Consider the following 21,799-nt stretch of genomic DNA (forward strand, 5'->3'; position numbering starts at 1 on the left):
GCTTCACGTCTGAAAAATAGCCGTCGACGTCTGAAAAAGTCATTTCTTCCATCAAAAGCCACCACCCAAACCCACAGAAAAGGCTGGTGAGCACAGCGACCAGCCCCATTTTGAATTTTTTTACATATTAGTAGCTGAGCGATGGCTCAGTTGTAATAATCGGGGGTCACGTAGGAAAAATCAGAGGTGACGTAGGAAAAAAGGCTGTCACGTAGGAAAAATCGCCATCGACGTAGGAATCCCTCCATATATGTGTCATTTCTCTTCATAGAAAAGGCTGATGAGCACAGCGATCAGCCCATTATAGGTTTCACCTCACTGTAGTTACCGAATAATTTGATACCATCAGACTGAGCGGGTGCTCAGTCTGACTTTTTAGGGTTGACGTCTGAAAAAAAGAGGATGACGTCTGAAAAAGGAGGATTCACGTCTGAAAAATCGCCGTCGACGTCTGAAAAAGTTATTTCTTCCATCAAAAGTGTCCCTTCACAACCACAGAAAAGGCTGCGGAGCATAGCGAACAGCCCCATTTAGCATTTATTTTTACATATTGTAGGGTGAGTGGTGGCTCAGTTGTAATAATCGAGGGTCACGTAGGAAAAATCAGAGGTGACGTAGGAAAAATGGCCATAACGTAGGAAAAATCGCCATCGACGTAGGAATCTCTCCATATATTCATGTTCAGTAAAAATGCGCATTAAAATAAAAAAAGTAGAAGAGGCAGAAGTTGCATCTTCGGCCGAGTATTTACATATAGATAGTATCTATTCTCTAATAAACCAAACGAACTTAACTGCGCGCGTCCAGGTTTTCAGGGAGCGAAGGACGAATCCCTGCCGCAAAATGATCTAAAAAAATAGAGTTGAGCGAGTGACGAAGTCACAAGCCCAACTCTTTATTTAGCGCACTGAAAATCTCTTTGCATCAACAGGAATTCTTCAATTAGTAGGGGTTTTTCTATGTGTTATATAAAATATGGACCTAATAACAAGAATAAAATGAATAAATTCAGCCCCGTTGTGTGCAAGATAAGTATATTACAATTATCGTCCGTCACTTTTGTACGCGACAAGAGAATTGGCAAGATACAACCAATACCTGCAATGATAATGACAAGAGACACATGCCAATCTTCTGTTAAATAAGGTGCTTTCAATACGATTCTTTCAGGATGAAGAACTGTTGAAAACAATATAAGTTGACTGATTACGAGACCAATTGTATTTACATAAAGGGAGACTGGAAATGCATAGGGTTTACGCATTTTTTGAAGCAATGCAAGTGTCCCATATCCTATACCAAGTCCTGGAACTATCCACGCGAATGCCAGTAACAGCAGTACCACACCGACAAACAACAAACTGATTAATGAGTAAAATGCTTCTTTACTATCACCTTTTAAAATAGTAGCACTTTGGGCAATTTTCTCATCGCTAGATGAAGAATACATGAGCTCTTTTTCAACGCCTTTTAATTTAAAGTAAGCAATAGTTTGATCGTTTACAAACGTGGGTTGGACGAATAAATCACCTTGTTTCGTAACAGCAGAGACCTCAATCGGTGATTCAGTATAATTTCCAACAAAGATTTTATTTACTTTTTTCCCGTTCATATTGTACATGTAAGCGGAAAACGTAATAGATGAGCTATTTTTTCCTTGATACAATAAGGGTGAACGAATGTCGAACAATTCAGCACCTGATTCTTTATCAAAGAATTCCAGTTTAGTAAATGGCGGGTTTTGATTTTCTGTTAAATCAAATGAAGCAGCACTTAAAATTTTGGTCACAACGCCGCCTGAATTAATTCCGCTCTCTTGCAATAAACGATATTGGGTAGTAGAATCTCCCGAAAACGCCATAGAAACTAGATTTTCATTTGATTTTAAGCGGAATTTAAACAATTCCTTAAATTCATTTTTTCCACCAAGCACCATAAATTCATTAACACGTGTATTTTTCGTGATGATAAAAAGGTGTTCATCTATAATTTTGCCAGAAAAGATAGGGTACTCTGATGTATACGACACGGGCTCACTATCACCTTGTTGGATGACAACTTGTTGATCTTTAAGCCAGTACATGAGGGTTTCATCAGATAGCGCAAAGTCATCCACATTATCAGAGATGGCTATTTCACCGCTAGTAGTAGAACGTATTAAGGTATCTTCTTTAATAAAATATGTAGTTTCACCATCACTCCACGTATTTTTATACGTATTCAGTTCTGAATTTGACCAAACTTGTGAACACTGTAATTCATCAGTGCATGTTAGAAAGTCCATTTTATCAAAATTAAGTAAGCTTATGGCATAGCCACTTTCAGTAGGAATGCTTTTTAGTTGGGCATGATCTCCAGCATCAACATTTGACGGAAATGAACGACTCCAGTCTTCAGAAGGTAATGATTTTTGCCCATCAAGTACAATAAAATATTGAAAACCTACTAATAGTAATAGGATGACAATACTTATGGTGTTAAATTTTTTATTCATAGTTTTGTCCTTTTCTGTATGTATTTGTGATATCAATTATGGCATAGATTACCAAATTCTGAAATATAGAAATTAATATTTATTTTGATATTCTTATGCTTATCAACGACCTTTATCTTAGTTTTAGGTATAATAGAACAAGAAGAATGGGAGGGTGTCAGAAATGAGAGGAACTATTCATTTTATCGTGATAATGACATGCCTTGTCTCTACATTTTTCCTGTATAATAAACAAATGGGATCCATTCCGTTAATTATATTATCGATTTACTTGTTTTATTTAGGTTTTCTCAAGCTACGAGAAGCAAAAAACAGCAAATTACAGTAGCATATTTGAATGAGGTTTGTATATAATGGGTACTATGCGAACGTATGTAGAAAGGACGTGCACAATTTGAAATTTCGTGAAATGACAAAAGAACAAATATGTGAAGAATCGTTTATCGATTTAGGACATGCAATATTAGAAGAAAAACACGAATCTTTAACTTTACAAGAATTACTAGATGAAATTAAAAAATTAAACAAGTTTACTGAAGCACAAATGAAAGAGCGTAAACTTCAGTATTATACAGATATGAACATTGATGGTCGCTTCCTTGCGATTTCTGAAAACCGTTGGGGTTTACGTGAATGGTACCCGGTTGAACAAATCGAAGAAGAAACAGCGCCAACAGTTAAAGTTCGCAAAAAGAAATCAAAATCTAAAGGCGAAGATGATATCGAAGACGACACAGATGATGATGAAATCGCATTTGAAGAGGATTTCGATGAATTTGTTGAAGACGTTGAAGATTTCGATTTAGATGATGACGACGACGATGATGACGATGAAGATGATGATGTAGTGGAAATTGAAGAAGTTGTTGCAGAAGAGCTTCTTACGACCACTGATGAATTTGAAATCGTTGTCGATGAAGAAGACGAAGAAGAAGATGAAGATGAAGACGAGGATGAAAAATAATTAGTCTTGACTTATTTAGTCATTCGGATTACTCTTTTACTTGGGCTCCCTAAAAAGGGAGATTGAACGCTTATATAATGCGCTCCCTCTGCAAACACTGCAGGTGGAGCGCTTTTTTATTTTAAAAGCAAGCGCTACTCTTGTTTGAAGCAGATTTACGTAAATCTGTAGCAATACTAGCAATATTCAGAAAACCAAATTCACCTTATAGGAGGAGTTAGCTTTGACAAAATACATTTTCGTAACTGGTGGCGTAGTTTCTTCACTAGGTAAAGGAATTACAGCGGCATCACTTGGCCGTTTGCTTAAAAATCGTGGTCTAACTGTAGCGATACAAAAATTCGATCCATACATCAACGTAGACCCAGGAACAATGAGCCCGTACCAACATGGGGAAGTATACGTAACTGACGACGGTGCTGAAGCGGATCTAGATCTTGGTCACTATGAGCGCTTTATTGACATCAACGTTAGTAAATTCTCAAATGTTACGACTGGTAAAGTTTACTCAGCAGTTCTTAAAAAAGAACGTCGCGGGGACTACCTTGGAGGAACTGTTCAAGTAATTCCTCACATAACGAACGAAATCAAAGAGCGTTTAGTACGTTCGGCAAAAGAAACAAATGCAGATGTAGTCATAACTGAAATCGGGGGAACGGTTGGGGACATCGAGTCACTGCCATTCCTAGAAGCAATTCGCCAAATGAAAGGCGACTTCGGTGCAGAAAACGTGATGTACATTCACTGTACGCTAATTCCTTATCTTCGTGCGGCTAAAGAAATGAAAACAAAACCGACTCAACATAGTGTTAAAGAGCTACGTAGTTTAGGAATTCAACCAAACATCATTGTGGTACGTACTGAATTTGCAGTGCCACAAGACATGAAAGATAAAATCGCATTGTTCTGTGACATTAAAGCAAGCGAAGTAATCGAAGCGCGTGATGCGGAATCATTATATGAAGTACCGTTAATGCTTCTAGACCAGCATATGGACCAAATCGTACTTGACCATTTCGGTATAAAAGCACCTAAAGCAGATATGACGGATTGGATGGCTTTAGTAGATCGTGTGCAAAACTTATCGAAAAAAGTGCGTATTGGTTTAGTTGGAAAATACGTAGAATTACAAGATGCCTACATTTCAGTTGTTGAAGCAATGAAACATGCAGGATTTGCATTTGACGCAGACATTGAAGTGAAATGGATCAACGCTGAACACGTCAGCGAAGAAAATGTCGCAGAATGGTTAAGCGATGTCGACGGCGTATTAGTTCCTGGTGGTTTCGGTGACCGTGGAGTAGAAGGTAAAATTGCTGCAACTGCTTACGCACGTGAAAACAATGTGCCTTTCTTAGGTATTTGTTTAGGTATGCAACTTGCAACAGTAGAATTTGCACGCAATATTTTACATTTAAAAGATGCACATTCATCTGAATTAAACCCACAAACTCCATACCCAATTATCGACCTATTACCTGAACAAAAAGACGTTGAAGACTTAGGTGGAACATTACGTTTAGGACTGCAACCATGTAAATTAGTGCATGGCACTAAAGCGTATGAAGCATACGGTCAAGAATTGGTGTACGAACGTCACCGTCACCGTTATGAGTTTAACAACGAATACCGCGAGCAATTTGAAGCAGCTGGTTTCATCTTCTCTGGTACGAGCCCAGATGGCCGATTAATCGAAGTGATTGAAATTCCAGATCACAAATTCTTCGTCGCATCTCAGTTCCACCCAGAATTCATTTCGCGTCCACACCGCCCACAACCTCTATTCCGTGAGTTTATCAAAGCGGCATTAGGAGAATAACCAGATCAAATCCCGCTCCTTTGAAAAAAGAGCGGGATTTTTTTGAACTAAACGACAGTCACATAGAGAATGGTTACAGTTTGTCACTCAGGTTTAGGGTGAGCTTTGGAAAGCAATCATGAGCTGCACTATTATAGCAAGAATAAGATACATGTGGATGTGACGATGTCGCGTCCACATTGTAGTTTTACAGATAATCCTGCTACTCGGATGCTTTCGTCGCTCCCCTACAACATGGAGGCAAATGGTTTGTTAAATTTGGTTTACTAAAGAATTGTCACCTTCTTTAGCAATCCAAGCAGCCGAAGATACTATTTCGACTGCTCTTACATTTCTTTATTTTGGAGAGTTCTTTTTATAACTAGCCCGCGAGAGTGTGGATACTGGATGAGAGACACAATTTGAAGTGCAATTGTGTCTCTTCATCAGAGGGAAGAGCTACCGCAGGAAATTAGCATCAACTTACAGTATAAGAACTGCCCTAAGCTCTTTCTTCTCTAGAATATTATGCAGCAGAGGTGCCGTTCGAAGCATACTGAAAAACTAGCTGTGCCCAGTGTAGTGCCCTAAATTTTGTGCTAATCATGTTATTCAGACGTCAATGCCCATTTTTCAGACGTAGAGGTGTTTTTTTCAGACGTCAACGCTATTTTTTCAGACGTCAACCTCGAAAAGTCAGACTAAGATTTATTCGAAGAATGAAAAACGGGATTTTCAACCTCAACCACTGTCTATTTTGCTTTATAGTAAGTGTCATCACTGACTTTATAAAATGGTCTGAATTAAAATTAGCAAAAAGAGGCCGAAATAGTATCTTCGGCCGAACATCTACGTAAAGAAAGTGTCAAATCTTTAGTTTTCTTTAGGTAATCCAAGTAGGCTAGAGGTTCACTTTTCGATTGAGATAACAAGGACTAAACTCATACTTTTTAATAGCAAGTAAAACATTTTTTTGATATATGCATAATTTTTTACATATAAATTGGATTATAATGTATGATTATAAGAGAACTATATTTTCTCTTTTTTCGTAAAGAAGTATTAAATATATTTATTTAATGCAGGAAAATGGAAAAGATTGTAGAATAAGTGATGTATTATCAAAGTGAAAAAGGGGAAATTTTCATGAAACAGTTACTGATTGTGGATGATCAACAAGGCATTCGCTTGCTCTTGAACGAAGTGTTCAAACGAGAAGGTTACACTACATATCTGGCTGCTAATGGAATTGAAGCATTAGAGTTAGCTGAGAGAATTAAGTTTGATGGTGTCCTCTTAGATATGAAAATTCCAGGTATGGATGGGATCGAAATATTAAAACGAATTAAATCACGCACTCCAGATGTGCCAGTTCTCATGATTACGGCATACGGTGAACTAGACTTAATTAAAGAAGCGATGGATTTAGGAGCGTCTCACTATTTCACAAAGCCATTCGATATTTACGAAGTACGCGATGCTGTAAACGGAATGTTAAAAGAATGAAACACGCAGGCAGTGGCAAACACTGCCTGTTTTTGTTATGATTTAAAAGAAAAGTGGAAGTCGCCACTCTATCTCAACACTTGCACTTGGAACTAGAAATGAAGAAAACAAGCTTATCGCTTGAAACCAGATTATAGACGATGAAATGGAGGATTTCTCAATGGCTTTAGTATCTATGAAAGACATGATGATCAAAGGTAAAAATGAAGGCTATGCAATTGGACAATTCAACATTAACAACTTAGAGTTCACTCAAGCTATTTTAATGGCAGCTGAAGAAGAAAAGTCTCCTGTGATATTAGGGGTTTCTGAAGGAGCGGCTAGATATATGGGCGGGTTTACAACCGTTGTTCACATGGTAAAAGGATTAATGATCGATTACAAAATTACTGTACCAGTGGCAATTCATTTAGATCATGGTTCAAGTTTTGATAAATGTAAAGAAGCAATCGATGCTGGTTTCACTTCAGTAATGATTGATGCTTCTCATCATCCGTTAGAAGAAAACATCGCAATCACTTCTCAAGTTGTGGAATATGCACATGCACATGGCATTTCTGTTGAAGCTGAGTTAGGGACTGTTGGTGGTCAAGAAGATGACATTATTGCTGCTGGCGTTATTTATGCAGATCCAAAAGAATGTGCTGAACTTGTGTCACGTACAGATATTGATTGTTTAGCACCAGCACTAGGTTCGGTTCATGGTCCTTACAAAGGAGAACCAAATTTAGGCTTTGCTGAAATGGAAGAAATCTCGAAACTGTCTGACCTACCACTTGTATTGCATGGTGGAACTGGAATTCCAGAAAAAGATGTTCAACGTTCTATTTCTTTAGGTACAGCGAAAATTAATGTCAATACAGAAAGCCAAATTGCAGCAACAAAAGCAATTCGTGATTTCTTAAATAGCGATGCAGAAGAGTACGATCCACGTAAATACTTAATTCCTGCTCGTAATGCAATTAAAAGCACGGTACAAGGAAAAATGCGTGTTTTTGGAAGTTCAGGCAAAGCTTAATTATATAACACAACTCGAAAATATCGGGAGAAGTGTCCGTGTTGATGAAATGCGGCCTTCTCCTCTTTTTCCATGACTTGGAGGCAACTATTAATGAAATTTTTTATAGATACAGCAAACTTTGAAGAAATAAAAGAAGCACACGCCTGGGGGATTTTGTCAGGAGTAACAACGAATCCAACACTTGTAGCAAAAGAAAACATTTCTTTCCATGATCGCTTACGTGAAATCACAGCACTTGTTGATGGTTCAGTAAGCGCTGAAGTTATTGCGTTAGATACTGAGGGAATGATCAGAGAAGGTCGCGAATTAGCTGCCATTGCTCCAAACATCACAGTAAAATTACCAATGACTCCAGATGGGTTAGCTGCATGTTCAGTTTTTTCAAAAGAAGGCATTAAAACAAACATCACATTAATCTTCAGTGCCAACCAAGCACTTCTTGCAGCACGTGCTGGTGCATCATATGTTTCACCATTTTTAGGTCGTTTAGACGATATCGGTCATAATGGAATGGATTTAGTAGGGACGATTGCGCAAATTTTTGACATTCATAACATTGATACAGAAATAATTGCAGCCTCAATTCGTCATCCACAACATGTTACTGACGCGGCGCTTCACGGTGCACACATTGGTACAATGCCAATTAACGTGATGAAACAAATGTTCAAACATCCTTTAACGGATAAAGGAATTGATGCATTTTTAGCGGATTGGAATAACAGAAATAGTGCACAATAAGTTAACTCTTGAATTGTAGGTGAAATACATGGACGTTTATAAAATTAATGGTCAAAAGCGTTTACATGGAACAATTAAAGTAAGTGGCGCTAAGAATAGTGCGGTTGCTTTAATACCAGCTTCCATATTAGCGAATTCGGCTGTAACGATTGAAGGCTTACCAGAAATTTCGGATGTTTGGACTCTGAAGGAATTACTGGAAGAAATCGGTGGAGAAGTAACGATCGAAGACGGTACGATGAATATTGATCCGTCTAAAATGCAAGACATGCCATTACCAAACGGGAACGTAAAAAAATTACGTGCATCGTATTATTTAATGGGTGCCATGCTGGGACGTTTCAAAAAAGCAGTCATTGGATTACCAGGTGGTTGTTTCCTAGGACCACGTCCAATTGACCAACATATAAAGGGCTTTGAAGCACTTGGAGCAAAAGTTACAAACGAACACGGTGCTATTTATTTACGTGCAGATGAATTAATCGGTGCGAAAATTTACTTAGACGTTGTAAGTGTAGGTGCAACAATTAACATCATGCTTGCTGCTGTCATGGCAAAAGGGCAAACAACAATTGAGAATGCTGCAAAAGAACCTGAAATCATTGATGTTGCGACGTTGCTAAGCAACATGGGCGCAAAAATTAAAGGTGCAGGAACTAATGTCATTCGTATTGATGGTGTTGAAGAACTGCACGGGACGAACCACACCATTATCCCCGACCGAATCGAAGCAGGTACTTTCATGATTATGGCAGCAGCAGCTGGCGACGGGATTACAATAGATAACGTCATTCCATTCCATGTTGAAGCATTAACAGCGAAACTGCGTGAAATGGGTGTCAAAATTGAAGAAGGCGAAGAAAGTATTTTCATTCCTAAATCAGTGAACTTGAATGCAGTGGATGTTAAAACCCTCGTGTATCCTGGTTTTGCAACGGATTTACAACAGCCATTCTCAGTTTTAATGACACAAGCAACCGGTTCTTCCGTTATTACAGACACGATTTATTCAGCACGATTCAAACATATTGATGAATTGAAACGGATGAATGCAAGTGCTCGAGTTGAAGGTCGTACAGCCATTATTGCTGGCCCAACGAAACTAGAGTCTGCTTCTGTACGCGCATCTGACTTACGTGCAGGCGCTGCACTCGTTTTAGCTGGATTATTGGCTGAAGGTGAAACTGAAATTCGCGATATCTATCATATTGAACGCGGCTATAGTTCGTTAATTGAGAAATTACAAGGACTTGGTGCAGATATTCGTCGTGAAACTCTTGAAGACGAGTCTTCTAACGACAAAAAATAAAATTCGACCCCACGACACATATGGTATAATGACTGGGGTAGAATGACGTAATTAAATGACCGGTAACGGGAGGAACACTTCACATGGAACGCAGTTTATCAATGGAAGTTGTACGTGTAACAGAGGCAGCGGCGATCGCTTCGGCACGTTGGATGGGCCGAGGTTTGAAGAATGAAGCGGACGAAGCGGCAACTACAGCTATGCGTAACGTTTTTAATTCAATTCCCATGCAAGGCGTCGTTGTAATTGGCGAAGGCGAAATGGACGAAGCGCCAATGTTATACATCGGTGAAGAACTAGGTCTTGGTCTAGGTGGACCAGCTGTAGATATAGCTGTAGATCCATTAGAAGGTACAAATATTGTCGCTTCAGGTGGTTGGAATGCTTTAGCAGTTCTTGCCATTGCTGACAGAGGCAACTTGCTTCATGCGCCAGATATGTATATGGACAAACTAGCAGTAGGGCCAGAATCAAGAGGCCAAGTCGACATTAATGCTTCTGTAACGGATAACCTACGAGCTGTTGCCCGTGCAAAAAATAAAGACATTGAAGACGTTGTCGCAACCATTTTAAACCGACCACGTCACCAAAAAATCATTGATGAAATTCGTGCATCAGGTGCTCGTATTAAATTAATCAATGACGGAGACGTAGCAGGGGCAATCAACACAGCGTTTGATGAAACGGGCGTTGACATTTTATTCGGACTTGGCGGCGCTCCAGAAGGCGTAATTGCTGCAGTAGGATTAAAATGTTTAGGTGGGGAAATTCAAGGTAGACTTGTTCCTCAAAACGACCAAGAATTACAACGATGCATCCGAATGGGCTTAGACGTAAACCGTGTGTTCCGTATGGAAGACCTTGTAAAAGGTGATGACGCAATCTTTGCAGCTACCGGTGTAACTGATGGTGAATTACTTCGTGGTGTTCAGTTTAAAGGGGCATACGCAGAATCTCATTCATTAGTAATGCGTGCGAAATCAGGTACAGTCCGTTTCGTAGAAGGTCGTCACAGCTTGAAGAAAAAACCTCATCTCTTATGATGAAAGACTAACTTCATAAATTATGCCTGGCCATACCTCGGTCAGGCATCTTCTACTAAATTCAATTCTTGCAAAACCAATCCAACCTTTCAGCTTGAGTCGACACAACAAAATATGTAAAAGAGTGGTGCCATTTTATGTCAACCTTAAAAATTGCTGAACTAGAAAGTATGACGTTAAAAGAACTATATGCGTTAGCGCGTGAGTTCAAAATCTCGTACTACAGCAAACTCACTAAAAAAGAACTTATTTTTGCTATTTTAAAAACACGTGCAGAACAAGAAGGCTACTTCTTTATGGAAGGTGTCTTAGAAATCATTCAGTCTGAAGGATTCGGTTTCTTGCGCCCCATCAACTATTCTCCAAGTTCTGAAGATATCTATATTTCCGCATCACAAATTCGTCGTTTCGATTTGCGTAACGGGGATAAAGTAACTGGTAAAGTGCGTCCTCCAAAAGAGAACGAACGTTACTACGGTTTACTACACGTTGAATTAGTAAATGGGGAAGATCCAGATTCAGCAAAAGAACGTGTACATTTCCCTGCATTAACACCGCTCTATCCAGATCGTCATATGAAACTGGAAACAGAGTCTAGCAAATTATCGACACGCATTATGGACTTAGTAGCACCTGTTGGTTTCGGTCAACGTGGTCTAATCGTGGCACCGCCAAAAGCAGGTAAAACGATGTTACTAAAAGAAATAGCGAACTCGATTACGACAAATTATCCAGATGCTGACCTAATCGTTCTACTGATCGATGAACGTCCAGAAGAAGTAACTGATATCGAGCGTTCAGTAAAAGCTGATGTCGTCAGCTCAACGTTTGATGAAGTACCAGAAAACCACGTTAAAGTGGCGGAATTAGTACTTGATCGCGCCATGCGTTTAGTAGAACACAAACGTGATGTTATTATATTAATGGATTCAATTACACGTCTTGCACGTGCCTATAACTTAGTAATTCCACCAAGTGGGCGTACATTATCAGGTGGTATTGACCCAGCAGCTTTCCATCGTCCTAAACGTTTCTTCGGTGCAGCACGTAATATTGAAGAGGGCGGAAGCTTAACGATATTAGCTACGGCTTTAGTTGAAACAGGATCACGTATGGATGAAGTCATTTATGAAGAGTTTAAAGGAACTGGTAACTTAGAACTTCACTTAGATCGTAGTTTAGCAGAACGTCGAATCTTCCCAGCATTAGATATTAGACGCTCAGGAACACGAAAAGAAGAGTTGCTATTGCCAGCTCAGCAACTTGAAAAACTGTGGGCAATCCGTAAAACATTCTCGGATACTCATGATTTCGGGGAACGTTTCTTGAAAAAATTAAGCCAATCCAAAACCAACGAAGAGTTTTTTGAACAACTTAATACAGAAATGAAAGAAAAAAGAGGCGGTAAAGGCTTACTTTAAAGGTATCGTCCACTGTGCGTTTATTTAAATGAAACGCTTGATTTCTTAACAGTCATTTGCTATACTTTAAGTCGGTAGAATTACCATTCTCTGTTACATATCCGACCGAATTGACGGGTCGTGTAAGGTGACAGTCAAATAATAACATCTCTGTTCCAGATGGTTCAGGGCGGGAGGAGATTTAATATGAAAACAGGAATTCATCCAGAATACAAAACAGCTAAAGTTACTTGTTCATGTGGTAACGCTTTCGAAACTGGTTCAGTAAAAGAAGACATCAAAGTTGAGTTTTGCTCAGAATGTCATCCATTCTACACTGGTAAACAGAAATTCGCTCAAGCGGATGGACGTGTTGACCGTTTCAACAAAAAATACGGCATCAAAGAAGAAATCAACGAATAATATCAAAATACCCGCTTAGAGCTTCTGCTCTAAGCGGGTATTTTTTTTGAGGGTTGGGCTGAGCGGTGGCTCAGTCTGACTTTTTGGGGTTGACGTCTGAAAAAAAGCGGATGACGTCTGAAAAATGAGGCTTCACGTCTGAAAAATCGCCATCGACGTCTGAAAAAGTCATTTCTCCATCAAAAGCCACCACCCAAAATCCACAGAAAAGGCTGAGAAGTAAAGCGAGCAGCCCATTTACATGGTTCTCCTCACTGTAATTACCGAATAAATTGATATCATCAGACTGAGCAGTGGCTCAGTCTGACTTTTTGGGGTTGACGTCTGAAAAAAAGCGGATGACGTCTGAAAAATGAGGCTTCACGTCTGAAAAATCGCTATCGACGTCTGAAAAAGTCATTTCTCCATCAAAAGCCACCACCCAAAATCCACAGAAAAGGCTGAGAAGCAAAGCGAGCAGCCCATTTAATTGCCCCGCACACTGTCGTTTGGCGGGTATTTCTGTTTGATATTACTCCTTTAAAATTTAAAGAACGGCCGCTTACTTATTTAACAGTATTTGCTGATTCCTTGGTAATCCAAAATGATGTGGTGAAAGTATAGTGCCTATACTTGTTAAGATTAATGGGTTCAAGTTCTAAACTCTTCAAGATGTATGTGGCTTGGTGTTTGTTTTGGAGATTTAAGAACTGAACACATTCTCCATTAGAAATGGTGGATTTACAGAGATAGAACCATTCTTCTATTGCCAAATGACAAAGCATTTTACGAGACATTTTGCATTTTGGACAACTTTTTTGTTGGGATAATTCGATTTTACAGTTCGGACAGAAGACACCTTTTGAAAGTGAGTTCCAGTCAAAGTTGAATTGCTGGGCAATAGGTTTTGGGTGGTAGGTAATTAAATTAGATGTGAGAAAATGGATTAATTTATTAAATGAGTAGGATGTGATAACGTCAGGAAGTTGGTTAAGCTTGTGCATGTGATTTGGGAGATCACAAGCCATCAAGACAGGCACTTTTTCAGGGGGTTCCATTACATGAATGGATGAAAAAGCGAAGATAATTTGATTATGAATTGGAATATTAATCTTGAGATGCAGTAAAAGCTTTTGCAGTTTCATGTTGTGTCTAAGAATTTGTTGTTCTGGACATTTGTATGTTGTGGTAGTGCCGTTTAATTCACGAACAAGTTGTTTTGGGTTCTTCTGAAAATAGATTGTCCCTTTGATATTCTTGATTTCAAGTATTGCGATATATTTCTGAGTAACGATAAGCGTATCGATTTGTAGATATGACTCGGGACCAGTTTGAATATAGAGATCCTTAAAGATTGCGTGATTTTTGGGGAAATCACATTGCTGCATAAAACGGTCGGTATAGGATTCTCCGATATACCCAGCAGTAATAGCTTTAATTTTTGTTGAGAATTCTTGTAAATAAGGGTGATTTGCTGGAAATCTGTGCAAGGCCCGATTATAGACATGAATTTCCTGTGGTAAAGTTCGTTCTTTGTAAATGTAAATTCCCCTTCCTTTATTTGAATTTTGGAATAACTAAATAAAAGGTAGCATTTTATTGATAGCATTGGCAAGTTTCAAACGAAGTGATTATATGAGCGAAGGCTCAGTCTGACTTTTTGAGGTTGACGTCTAAAAAAATGATGAGGACGTCTGAAAACCAGCACTCTACGTCTGAAAACCGTTAAATGGCAGCACTCGCTGAAGCTTGGCTTTTTGAAAGAGAGTTGAAAGATGTATAGGACATTAAAGAAAGCAATTTCCAAACAGTAAAGAAGCAGTTGGTGAACCAACTGCTTCCATTATAAAAATCTTTCACAACAAGTACATATCACATTTCCCATTGAAAAAAAAGACGAGTAATCTATTTTTATTTTCTGTATGATAGGGAATAGAGAGTTTTGAAAGGAGTGACTTCCATGTATGTGATGTCACAATCCGGTTGGGTTGAAATCATTTGCGGAAGTATGTTTTCCGGCAAATCAGAAGAATTAATTCGTCGTGTGAGACGCACGCAATTTGCGAAACAAAAAATTGCTGTGTTCAAACCACGTTTAGATAATCGATATAGTGAAGAAGAAGTTGTAAGTCACAATGGAACGAAAGTGATAGCGATACCAGTTGAGCGTTCAAAAGACATTTGGGCGTACATTACGGATGAATATGATGTGATCGGAATTGACGAAGCGCAATTTTTTGATGATGGAATTATTGAAGTCGTACAACGCCTAGCGAATCATGGCTTCCGCGTAATTGTTGCAGGTCTTGACCAAGATTTCAGAGGAGAGCCATTTGGTTCAATGCCGACCTTAATGGCTATGGCTGAACTTGTAACGAAATTACAAGCCGTTTGCCAAGTTTGCGGTTCACCAGCTAGCCGAACACAACGACTAATTAACGGACAACCAGCAGGCTATGAAGATCCAATCATTTTAATTGGTGCAACGGAAGCATACGAACCACGTTGTCGCCACCATCACGAAGTACCAGCAGGTGTTACACATCAAACTTCATTAATGTACGAAAAAGAGTAGCGAAAGCTGCTCTTTTTCATTTTAAATGTTAAAAATTTTTATCTATGCTCCTGTTTCAAAATCGCCCCGCTAGCTACAAAACATGAAAGAGCGTTGCAACGCTACTTTGCTTCCTCGGAAACGGAGCAGATTCCTGTGTATTTTGTCCATCTAAGCTGGAGTGGCAATTTCTGCTCTTTTTCTATATAATTATAGTGTTAATCACATGAACGGATGAGGTGAAAGTATGTTTGATCGCTTACAATCGGTAGAAGACCGATATGATCGTTTGACTGAATTACTCAGTGACCCAGAGATTGTTAAGGATATGGATAAATTACGCACGCTTTCTAAAGAACAATCGGATTTGCAAGATACTGTAGACGCGTACCGTCAATACAAGCTTGTTAAAGAACTGCATGCCGAAGCAAGAGCCATGCTTGATGATAAATTAGATAGCGATATGCGTGAAATGGTAAAAGAAGAAATGAATGATTTAGCTTCTCAAATTGACGATATTGAAGAAAATCTAAAGTTATTGTTAATTCCAACAGATCCGAATGACGATAAGAACGTAATTATGGAGATTCGAGGAGCTGCAGGTGGCGATGAAGCCGCTCTTTTTGCAGGGAATCTGTTCCGTATGTACAGCCGCTACTCTGAAGCACAAGGCTGGAAAATTAATATCCTGGACGCTTCTCCCACAGTAATCGGTGGCTATAAAGAAGTCATCTTTATGATTAAAGGACAAGGCGCGTACTCGAAACTGAAATATGAAAATGGGGCTCACCGAGTGCAACGTGTACCGGAAACGGAGTCTGGTGGACGTACTCATACATCGACTGCAACTGTGGCATGTCTCCCCGAAGTGGAAGAAGTAGAAGTAGATATTCACGAAAATGATATCCGTACAGATACGTATGCATCTTCAGGCGCTGGAGGACAATCGGTTAATACGACGATGTCGGCAGTTCGGTTGACACATATTCCAACGGGTACAGTTGTTACTTGCCAAGATGAAAAATCACAAATTAAAAACAAAGCGAGTGCAATGGTCGTTCTTCGCGCACGTGTTGCCGATAAATTCCGTCAAGAAGCACAAGCTGAATATGATGCTGTTCGTAAATCTGCAGTAGGTACAGGTGACCGCTCAGAACGAATTCGCACGTACAACTATCCACAAAATCGTGTAACCGACCATCGTATTGGTTTGACGATTCAAAAACTAGATCAAATCATGGAAGGTAAACTCGACGAAGTGATCAACGTGTTGATTTTAACTGACCAAACTGAACGACTTGAGCGAATGAATGATACCAATGAGTAAATATATTTATGAGGCCCTTTCACGGGCTTCTTCTTTTTTATCAGGACACGGACGAGAAGAACCGGTAGCACGCATGTTGCTTCAGCACGTATTAAACAAAACGCATGTTCAGTTACTGATGGACATGCGTGAAGAAATCTCAGCTGAACAATTTGAGCGCTACTGGTCACTTATTGAAGAACACAGCACAGGAAAGCCTGTTCAATATATTATCGGATCGGAAGAATTTTACGGTCGAACCTTTAAAGTCAATGAACATGTGCTCATTCCACGTCCTGAAACGGAAGAACTCATTGTCGAAACGACATCTCGCATGAAACGGATGTTCACAGACCATTCCCAGTTAAACCTTGCAGATATAGGGACTGGAAGTGGTGCGATAGCGGTAACAATGAAATCAGAAGTTCCTGCTTTGCTAGTAACTGCAACCGATATTTCATTCAAAGCACTAGAAGTTGCACAACTAAACGCAACTGAGTTAGGTGCACAAATCACATTCAAACAAGGGGATTTAACTGCCCCTATTTCAAATGAAAAATGGGATATTGTCTTGTCTAATCCACCCTATATTTCACATGACGAGGCTCCAACTCTATCAGATACCGTACTAAACTATGAACCACATAATGCCCTTTTTGCAGATGATGAAGGACTTCATCTATATAAACGGCTAGCAGAAGAACTGCCAGCACTCATGAATAGACCTGCTCTAATTGGCTTAGAGATTGGCTATACACAAGGTCCTGCCGTACAATCGTACTTCCAAAAATCGTTTCCAACTGCTCAGGTAACTATCGTAAAAGATATCAACGGAAAAGAAAGAATGATTTTTTGTGAGATTACGTGAATAAATAATCCACACCTTGTCCACAATGATGGCAAGGGGGAGATAACAATGATAGAAGATTACGAGATTTTCAGAAACGACCAACCACAAACGAAGAGGTCTCCATGGATTGAACTCCTAATGTCACTAGTATTTATTCAAACTCTATTATTTCTATTACCAGTAATAAGCGGAGCGGCAGATGCAGTGCCTGCAGATGCCATTCAAATAAGAATCGTAGCAAATAGCAACACGAAAGAAGATCAAGAAATTAAATCATTGGTTCTTCAAGAAATTCAACCATTATTACAAAAAGCAACTGACACATTTCAAACAACAGCGCAATTAGAACAAGAACTAACTCAAGTATCTAAAGAATTCTCACAAAAAGCAGGAGATATTACGGAGCAAACCATCCACATTGGTTTAGCAAAAGCACTGATTCCACCTAAAAAAGATGGCATACACTTTTACGGACAAGATTTCCACAAAGCACTGGTTATTACAATTGGCAGTGGCAAAGGAGACAATTGGTGGTGTGCATTATTTCCAAAAGTCTGTTATCAAGAAGAAGAAGTGGTAGAAGAGCCAGTGAAGTTTTGGACATGGGATTGGATTAAAAGTAAGTTTTAGTCAGAGTTATCCCCATTTTCACTGCTAGTTATCAACAGTATGTGCATAACTATCAACAAATCACGGTAGAAAGGAGATTTATCGAATGAAAACGACTCGTCTAATTGTGGATAACAATGTGAATAAAATTGAAGTTTATACACAAGCTGTGGAAAAATTAAAGATGGGCGAAGTTGTCGCATTTCCAACTGAAACAGTTTATGGCTTAGGAGCAATTGCTACGAATGAACAAGCAGTGGCGAAAATTTTTGAGGCAAAAGGTCGACCATCTGATAATCCATTAATTGTTCATGTGGGAGAAGCGCATCATGTCTTAAAATACGTCAGTGAAATCTCTAAAAAAGCCGATGACTGCATCGAAGCATTTTGGCCAGGTCCTCTGACACTGATCCTACATGCCAAACCGAATGTCTTTGCACCAAATGTAACAGCCGGATTATCAACAGTTGGTTTACGAATGCCAGACCATCCAGTCGCTCTTGAATTACTAAAATTGCTTGCAGAACCAGTTGCTGCACCTAGTGCCAATCGCAGTGGAAAACCAAGCCCGACAACAGCTCTTCATGTTGAAAATGATTTACAGGGACGTATCCCGCTCATTTTAGATGGCGGTGCAACAGGAATTGGACTGGAATCAACCGTAGTCGATTTCACGGTAGATCCTCCCGTAATCCTTCGTCCTGGTGGCGTTACAGCACAAATGCTACGAACAGTCATTGGTGAAGTGATTGAACCTGATACCACAACAGTCGACGATGCGACAGTCCCACGAGCACCAGGAATGAAATATGCACATTATGCACCGGATGCTCCAGTGTTCTTAATTCAACCGGATCTAGATGCTGTGGATCGCGCAATTCAATCTATACATACGCAAAATCAAAAAGTCGCTTTGCTTGCACCAGATGAATTTAAGCATAATGAAGCAGACTGGTTCTTTTCATTAGGCAATCAACAAAATCTCGAATCAACCGCACAACATTTATATGCGCATTTACGTGAATGCGACGACACGACAGCGGATATCATTCTGGTCACGGTACCTCTTAAAACGGGTGTTGGAGCAGCCATTTTTAATCGTTTAGAAAAAGCCGCAGATGGTAACTGGTGGCACTCCTAATCTCTTCCTTTTTTGCATAAGCTAGTAGACATGCAAAGAGAGGGGAGATTTTTTCATTGTCTACAGAACTGTTCGCGGGACTTCTAACAGCACTGGACGTCGTTGCCCTATATAGTGTGCTACCGAAAATTCGTTTCCCGCTGATGCTCGCCATTTGGACAGGGTTGTTACATATGGTCTTCCCACTTCTCGGATTCCTTGCTGGAGAATGGGTAACTTCATTTATTGTTGAAGGCGGCCGCTACATTTCAAGCATTTTGTTATTTCTAACAGGTGTCCACCTATGTTTATACCAACAAAAACCTACATCTACTTTCATTCCTCCCATCTTCCTTGCAATCGTTGTTAGCGTTGATACCTTTTCAGTTAGCTTATCTTTTGGTATGCTTCAATTACAAAAGTGGTTTTTCTTATTTAGTGCCGGTTTTTTTGCGTTAACGTTTTCCTATCTCGCGCTTAAAAGCAAACTAATTAAAGGACCTTTGTTGACACGTCTTTCTGGAGTATGTCTCATGTTGATGGGAGTGCTCACTTTATTAAATAAATGAGGGATTCACATGAATATCTATTTTATCTGTACGGGGAATACATGCCGAAGTCCAATGGCAGAAGCAATATTTCAATCACATAATAAAGAAGGAATGAACGTTCGTTCCGCAGGCATATATGCCATGGACGGTGGCGATATTTCTGAACATGCGAAACGTGTTATTCGAGATGCCGAAATTAATTACAGCCACTTTTCACGTCAAGTAAGTGAAGAAGATGTTCGCTGGGCTGATTTAATCTTAACGATGACGTCCGCACATAAACATCTTGTCATGCAAGCATTCCCTTTTGCAGCAGACAAAATATTCACCTTAAAAGAATACGTACGACCATATGGTTCCCATGATGTGTCTGATCCATTTGGCGGCGACATTCACATGTATCGTCACACATTTCAAGAGCTAACGATATTAACGAATGACTTATTTAGTAAATTAAACGAAGAATAAATACCGTACAGCTCCTGTTAAAAGGGGCTGTATTTTTTTGTGGTTAAAAAATCGCCACTTTTTTTAACAAATGGGAGCAGCGTCAGATAGAATTTTGGCTGCGAAGGCATTTCTTTATTTAAGCATTTCTCATAGTGTTACTTTTTTAAATAGGCTGTATTTATGAACACGTCACTTCATTAATGGGTTTTTATGGTAAAGTAACTAAGGAAATACTTAGAGGTTGCATCCATCCTAATACTGCAAAAATATTTGGAATCTTAGGAAACAAACTAGAAAGTATAATGGTTCAAAATCCATATATTTTGTGCAGAACAGCATAACTAGTTCCAATAAGTGGTGTTATGTCAAACTAGTATGAATGTTCTATACAACCCGGTTCATGTATAGAATCGATGGTTGACAGAATACGTTACGAATAAGGAGAGAGCTAACTTGGAAGAAATTTGGGAAACTTGGGAAATTGACAATACTATGACTTCAAAATATTACGTTGAATCCATCACGGATAGTATAAAAGGATTCCGCATATTACTGTCTGACGCTAAGGTTGAATCCAAGAAATTAGTGGTGTTATTTGAGGATTCGGTACATTCGTACAGAAGTTCAGATGAAAGTTATAGGCTAAACACGATAAATAACCTTGATGAGCGTTACGGTACAGAGTTCTATCGAGACAACACTTTTTTTAAAGTGACTAATTCAGAATACATTAAATGGGTATGACTAGAGTCATATGGAATTGTTGAATCAGCGTTAATATTTCACTTTTCATTTATAGCAGTTGATCTATTGTGGATGTAATTGCCGCATACTAACCGAAATTGTTTTGGTTAGAACATACAAATGAATTATTTAGTGAGTAGTTCCTTAAATAAATTTGATAGGGGATAGTTATGAAAAGGAGTTTAATTTATTACACACTATGTTGCTTACTTGCTTTGATTTCGAGTATTTATTTATATCGAGCAGCAGCATCGTTTGAGAATATTAATCATCTAGGTAATTTCTTTTATTTTCCAATCTTACTTATAACTTTTTTAGGCATAAATATATTTCTTATATTCAAAGAAGATAAGCAACACTTAACAAATAGATATATTTTGACTTCGAGTGTTTTAATTATTGCAATAATTATTGCATTCGAATTTTTAAAACCTAACTATACTTTTCAAGAAGCAGAATCTCAAGTCCATGAAAAGTTTGATGTTCCTGTAATTGAAAACAGACATAAAGTAATATTCACAGCTGGAACTGGTCAGAATTACAAAGAAATTTACCAAATTACTGTACAAAAGAATGCTAGTTTTATTAATTACTCTTTTGACCCTTATTCGGGTGAATTGTATGAGATAGAAACTGATTCTTTAACTCAATAAAATATGCAGAGACTTAAGTAATAAAGGCAGAAAGAGGCCGAAATATCAGCTTCAGCCGAATATCTTCAGAAAGAACCCATCGATTCTCTAGTAAACCAAACGATCTTAACTGTGAACGTCCAGGCTTTCAGGGTGCGAAGGACGAACCCCCGCCGCACATGGATAGTCAACACTAAATCATACAATTTTTTTAAGGGCTAAGTTTCTATAAGCTACCGGACTTAAATAGCTTAAAGAGCTATGCGAACGGCTATTGTTGTACCAATTAACGTAATCAAAAAGTT

21 protein-coding genes are annotated in these 21,799 nt (G+C 39.0%); 18 read left to right on the forward strand and 3 right to left on the reverse strand.

The window, feature by feature from the left end:
• Nucleotides 1-964: 964 nt before the first annotated feature.
• Complete coding sequence (locus ACFPYN_RS17160) at nt 965-2,494, reverse strand: hypothetical protein (RefSeq protein WP_377735829.1); 1,530 nt, start codon at nt 2,492-2,494, stop codon at nt 965-967.
• 394 nt (nt 2,495-2,888) lie between these two features.
• Between ACFPYN_RS17160 and rpoE the strand changes: the two genes are divergently transcribed.
• From rpoE to rpmE, 9 genes are all read left to right on the forward strand, one after another.
• Nucleotides 2,889-3,458 (forward strand): DNA-directed RNA polymerase subunit delta, encoded by a 570-nt coding sequence (gene rpoE, locus ACFPYN_RS17165; RefSeq protein ID WP_377735830.1) that lies wholly within the window; start codon nt 2,889-2,891, stop codon nt 3,456-3,458.
• Nucleotides 3,459-3,681: 223 nt separating this feature from the next.
• Nucleotides 3,682-5,277 (forward strand): CTP synthase, encoded by a 1,596-nt coding sequence (locus tag ACFPYN_RS17170; RefSeq protein WP_377735831.1) that lies wholly within the window; start codon nt 3,682-3,684, stop codon nt 5,275-5,277.
• 1,125 nt (nt 5,278-6,402) lie between these two features.
• Nucleotides 6,403-6,762 (forward strand): response regulator, encoded by a 360-nt coding sequence (locus tag ACFPYN_RS17175; RefSeq protein ID WP_377735832.1) that lies wholly within the window; start codon nt 6,403-6,405, stop codon nt 6,760-6,762.
• Between the two features lie 160 nt (nt 6,763-6,922).
• Entirely contained in the window at nt 6,923-7,780 is an 858-nt protein-coding gene (locus ACFPYN_RS17180) for a class II fructose-bisphosphate aldolase (RefSeq protein WP_377735833.1), read from the forward strand.
• A gap of 93 nt (nt 7,781-7,873) precedes the next feature.
• On the forward strand, nt 7,874-8,524 hold the full coding sequence (fsa, locus tag ACFPYN_RS17185; RefSeq protein WP_377735834.1) for a fructose-6-phosphate aldolase: 651 nt from the start codon (nt 7,874-7,876) through the stop codon (nt 8,522-8,524).
• Nucleotides 8,525-8,552: 28 nt separating this feature from the next.
• Complete coding sequence (locus ACFPYN_RS17190) at nt 8,553-9,833, forward strand: UDP-N-acetylglucosamine 1-carboxyvinyltransferase (protein ID WP_377735835.1); 1,281 nt, start codon at nt 8,553-8,555, stop codon at nt 9,831-9,833.
• Between the two features lie 83 nt (nt 9,834-9,916).
• Nucleotides 9,917-10,876 (forward strand): class II fructose-bisphosphatase, encoded by a 960-nt coding sequence (gene glpX, locus ACFPYN_RS17195; protein ID WP_377735837.1) that lies wholly within the window; start codon nt 9,917-9,919, stop codon nt 10,874-10,876.
• A gap of 137 nt (nt 10,877-11,013) precedes the next feature.
• Nucleotides 11,014-12,297 carry a transcription termination factor Rho gene (rho, locus tag ACFPYN_RS17200; protein WP_377735838.1) on the forward strand — a complete coding sequence of 428 codons (1,284 nt, stop codon included), beginning with the start codon at nt 11,014-11,016 and terminating at the stop codon, nt 12,295-12,297.
• Nucleotides 12,298-12,483: 186 nt separating this feature from the next.
• A complete protein-coding gene (gene rpmE, locus ACFPYN_RS17205) occupies nt 12,484-12,699 on the forward strand; it encodes a 50S ribosomal protein L31 (RefSeq protein WP_377735839.1) in 216 nt (71 codons plus the stop codon).
• Between the two features lie 545 nt (nt 12,700-13,244).
• On the opposite strand, the gene ACFPYN_RS17210 is transcribed toward rpmE, so the two are convergent.
• The gene (locus ACFPYN_RS17210; RefSeq protein ID WP_377735841.1) at nt 13,245-14,168 is read right to left on the reverse strand and encodes a nuclease-related domain-containing protein; all 924 of its coding nucleotides are present in this window, start codon (nt 14,166-14,168) and stop codon (nt 13,245-13,247) included.
• Between the two features lie 470 nt (nt 14,169-14,638).
• Here ACFPYN_RS17210 and ACFPYN_RS17215 point away from each other — a divergent pair, with 470 nt between their 5' ends.
• The 9 genes from ACFPYN_RS17215 to ACFPYN_RS17255 all read left to right on the forward strand — a co-directional run bounded on the left by ACFPYN_RS17215 (nt 14,639) and on the right by ACFPYN_RS17255 (nt 21,515).
• Nucleotides 14,639-15,253, forward strand: a complete 615-nt coding sequence (locus ACFPYN_RS17215; protein ID WP_377735842.1) for a thymidine kinase — start codon at nt 14,639-14,641, stop codon at nt 15,251-15,253.
• 226 nt (nt 15,254-15,479) lie between these two features.
• Complete coding sequence (gene prfA / locus ACFPYN_RS17220) at nt 15,480-16,559, forward strand: peptide chain release factor 1 (RefSeq protein ID WP_377735843.1); 1,080 nt, start codon at nt 15,480-15,482, stop codon at nt 16,557-16,559.
• Complete coding sequence (gene prmC, locus ACFPYN_RS17225; protein WP_377735844.1) at nt 16,543-17,406, forward strand: peptide chain release factor N(5)-glutamine methyltransferase; 864 nt, start codon at nt 16,543-16,545, stop codon at nt 17,404-17,406. The genes prfA and prmC overlap by 17 nt, the downstream gene beginning before the upstream one ends.
• Nucleotides 17,407-17,454: 48 nt before the next feature.
• Nucleotides 17,455-18,018, forward strand: a complete 564-nt coding sequence (locus ACFPYN_RS17230; protein ID WP_377735845.1) for a stage II sporulation protein R — start codon at nt 17,455-17,457, stop codon at nt 18,016-18,018.
• Nucleotides 18,019-18,103: 85 nt separating this feature from the next.
• Nucleotides 18,104-19,138, forward strand: coding sequence for an L-threonylcarbamoyladenylate synthase (locus ACFPYN_RS17235; RefSeq protein ID WP_377735846.1), 1,035 nt, complete (start codon nt 18,104-18,106; stop codon nt 19,136-19,138).
• A 56-nt stretch (nt 19,139-19,194) separates the two neighbouring features.
• A complete protein-coding gene (locus ACFPYN_RS17240; RefSeq protein WP_377735848.1) occupies nt 19,195-19,686 on the forward strand; it encodes a manganese efflux pump in 492 nt (163 codons plus the stop codon).
• A 9-nt stretch (nt 19,687-19,695) separates the two neighbouring features.
• Nucleotides 19,696-20,136 carry a low molecular weight protein arginine phosphatase gene (locus ACFPYN_RS17245; protein ID WP_377735850.1) on the forward strand — a complete coding sequence of 147 codons (441 nt, stop codon included), beginning with the start codon at nt 19,696-19,698 and terminating at the stop codon, nt 20,134-20,136.
• Between the two features lie 435 nt (nt 20,137-20,571).
• Nucleotides 20,572-20,862, forward strand: a complete 291-nt coding sequence (locus tag ACFPYN_RS17250) for a hypothetical protein (RefSeq protein ID WP_377735852.1) — start codon at nt 20,572-20,574, stop codon at nt 20,860-20,862.
• Nucleotides 20,863-21,032: 170 nt separating this feature from the next.
• Nucleotides 21,033-21,515 carry a hypothetical protein gene (locus tag ACFPYN_RS17255; RefSeq protein ID WP_377735854.1) on the forward strand — a complete coding sequence of 161 codons (483 nt, stop codon included), beginning with the start codon at nt 21,033-21,035 and terminating at the stop codon, nt 21,513-21,515.
• 177 nt (nt 21,516-21,692) lie between these two features.
• On the opposite strand, the gene ACFPYN_RS17260 is transcribed toward ACFPYN_RS17255, so the two are convergent.
• Nucleotides 21,693-21,799: IS3 family transposase (locus tag ACFPYN_RS17260; RefSeq protein ID WP_377733674.1), on the reverse strand; the 107-nt coding region annotated here is incomplete at its 5' end.

This window comes from Paenisporosarcina macmurdoensis, from assembly GCF_042658845.1.
Classification (GTDB): Bacteria; Bacillota; Bacilli; order Bacillales_A; family Planococcaceae; genus Paenisporosarcina; species Paenisporosarcina macmurdoensis.

Excerpts from the sequence above, each read along its gene's own strand:
- ACFPYN_RS17160 (WP_377735829.1), bottom strand. The coding sequence starts at position 2,494 with ATGAATAAAAAATTTAACACCATAAGTATTGTCATCCTATTACTATTA.
- ACFPYN_RS17175 (WP_377735832.1), top strand. The coding sequence starts at position 6,403 with ATGAAACAGTTACTGATTGTGGATGATCAACAAGGCATTCGCTTGCTC.
- ACFPYN_RS17180 (WP_377735833.1), top strand. The coding sequence starts at position 6,923 with ATGGCTTTAGTATCTATGAAAGACATGATGATCAAAGGTAAAAATGAA.
- fsa (WP_377735834.1), top strand. The coding sequence starts at position 7,874 with ATGAAATTTTTTATAGATACAGCAAACTTTGAAGAAATAAAAGAAGCA.
- ACFPYN_RS17190 (WP_377735835.1), top strand. The coding sequence starts at position 8,553 with ATGGACGTTTATAAAATTAATGGTCAAAAGCGTTTACATGGAACAATT.
- glpX (WP_377735837.1), top strand. The coding sequence starts at position 9,917 with ATGGAACGCAGTTTATCAATGGAAGTTGTACGTGTAACAGAGGCAGCG.
- rho (WP_377735838.1), top strand. The coding sequence starts at position 11,014 with ATGTCAACCTTAAAAATTGCTGAACTAGAAAGTATGACGTTAAAAGAA.
- rpmE (WP_377735839.1), top strand. The coding sequence starts at position 12,484 with ATGAAAACAGGAATTCATCCAGAATACAAAACAGCTAAAGTTACTTGT.
- ACFPYN_RS17215 (WP_377735842.1), top strand. The coding sequence starts at position 14,639 with ATGTATGTGATGTCACAATCCGGTTGGGTTGAAATCATTTGCGGAAGT.
- prfA (WP_377735843.1), top strand. The coding sequence starts at position 15,480 with ATGTTTGATCGCTTACAATCGGTAGAAGACCGATATGATCGTTTGACT.
- prmC (WP_377735844.1), top strand. The coding sequence starts at position 16,543 with ATGATACCAATGAGTAAATATATTTATGAGGCCCTTTCACGGGCTTCT.
- ACFPYN_RS17230 (WP_377735845.1), top strand. The coding sequence starts at position 17,455 with ATGATAGAAGATTACGAGATTTTCAGAAACGACCAACCACAAACGAAG.
- ACFPYN_RS17235 (WP_377735846.1), top strand. The coding sequence starts at position 18,104 with ATGAAAACGACTCGTCTAATTGTGGATAACAATGTGAATAAAATTGAA.
- ACFPYN_RS17245 (WP_377735850.1), top strand. The coding sequence starts at position 19,696 with ATGAATATCTATTTTATCTGTACGGGGAATACATGCCGAAGTCCAATG.
- ACFPYN_RS17255 (WP_377735854.1), top strand. The coding sequence starts at position 21,033 with ATGAAAAGGAGTTTAATTTATTACACACTATGTTGCTTACTTGCTTTG.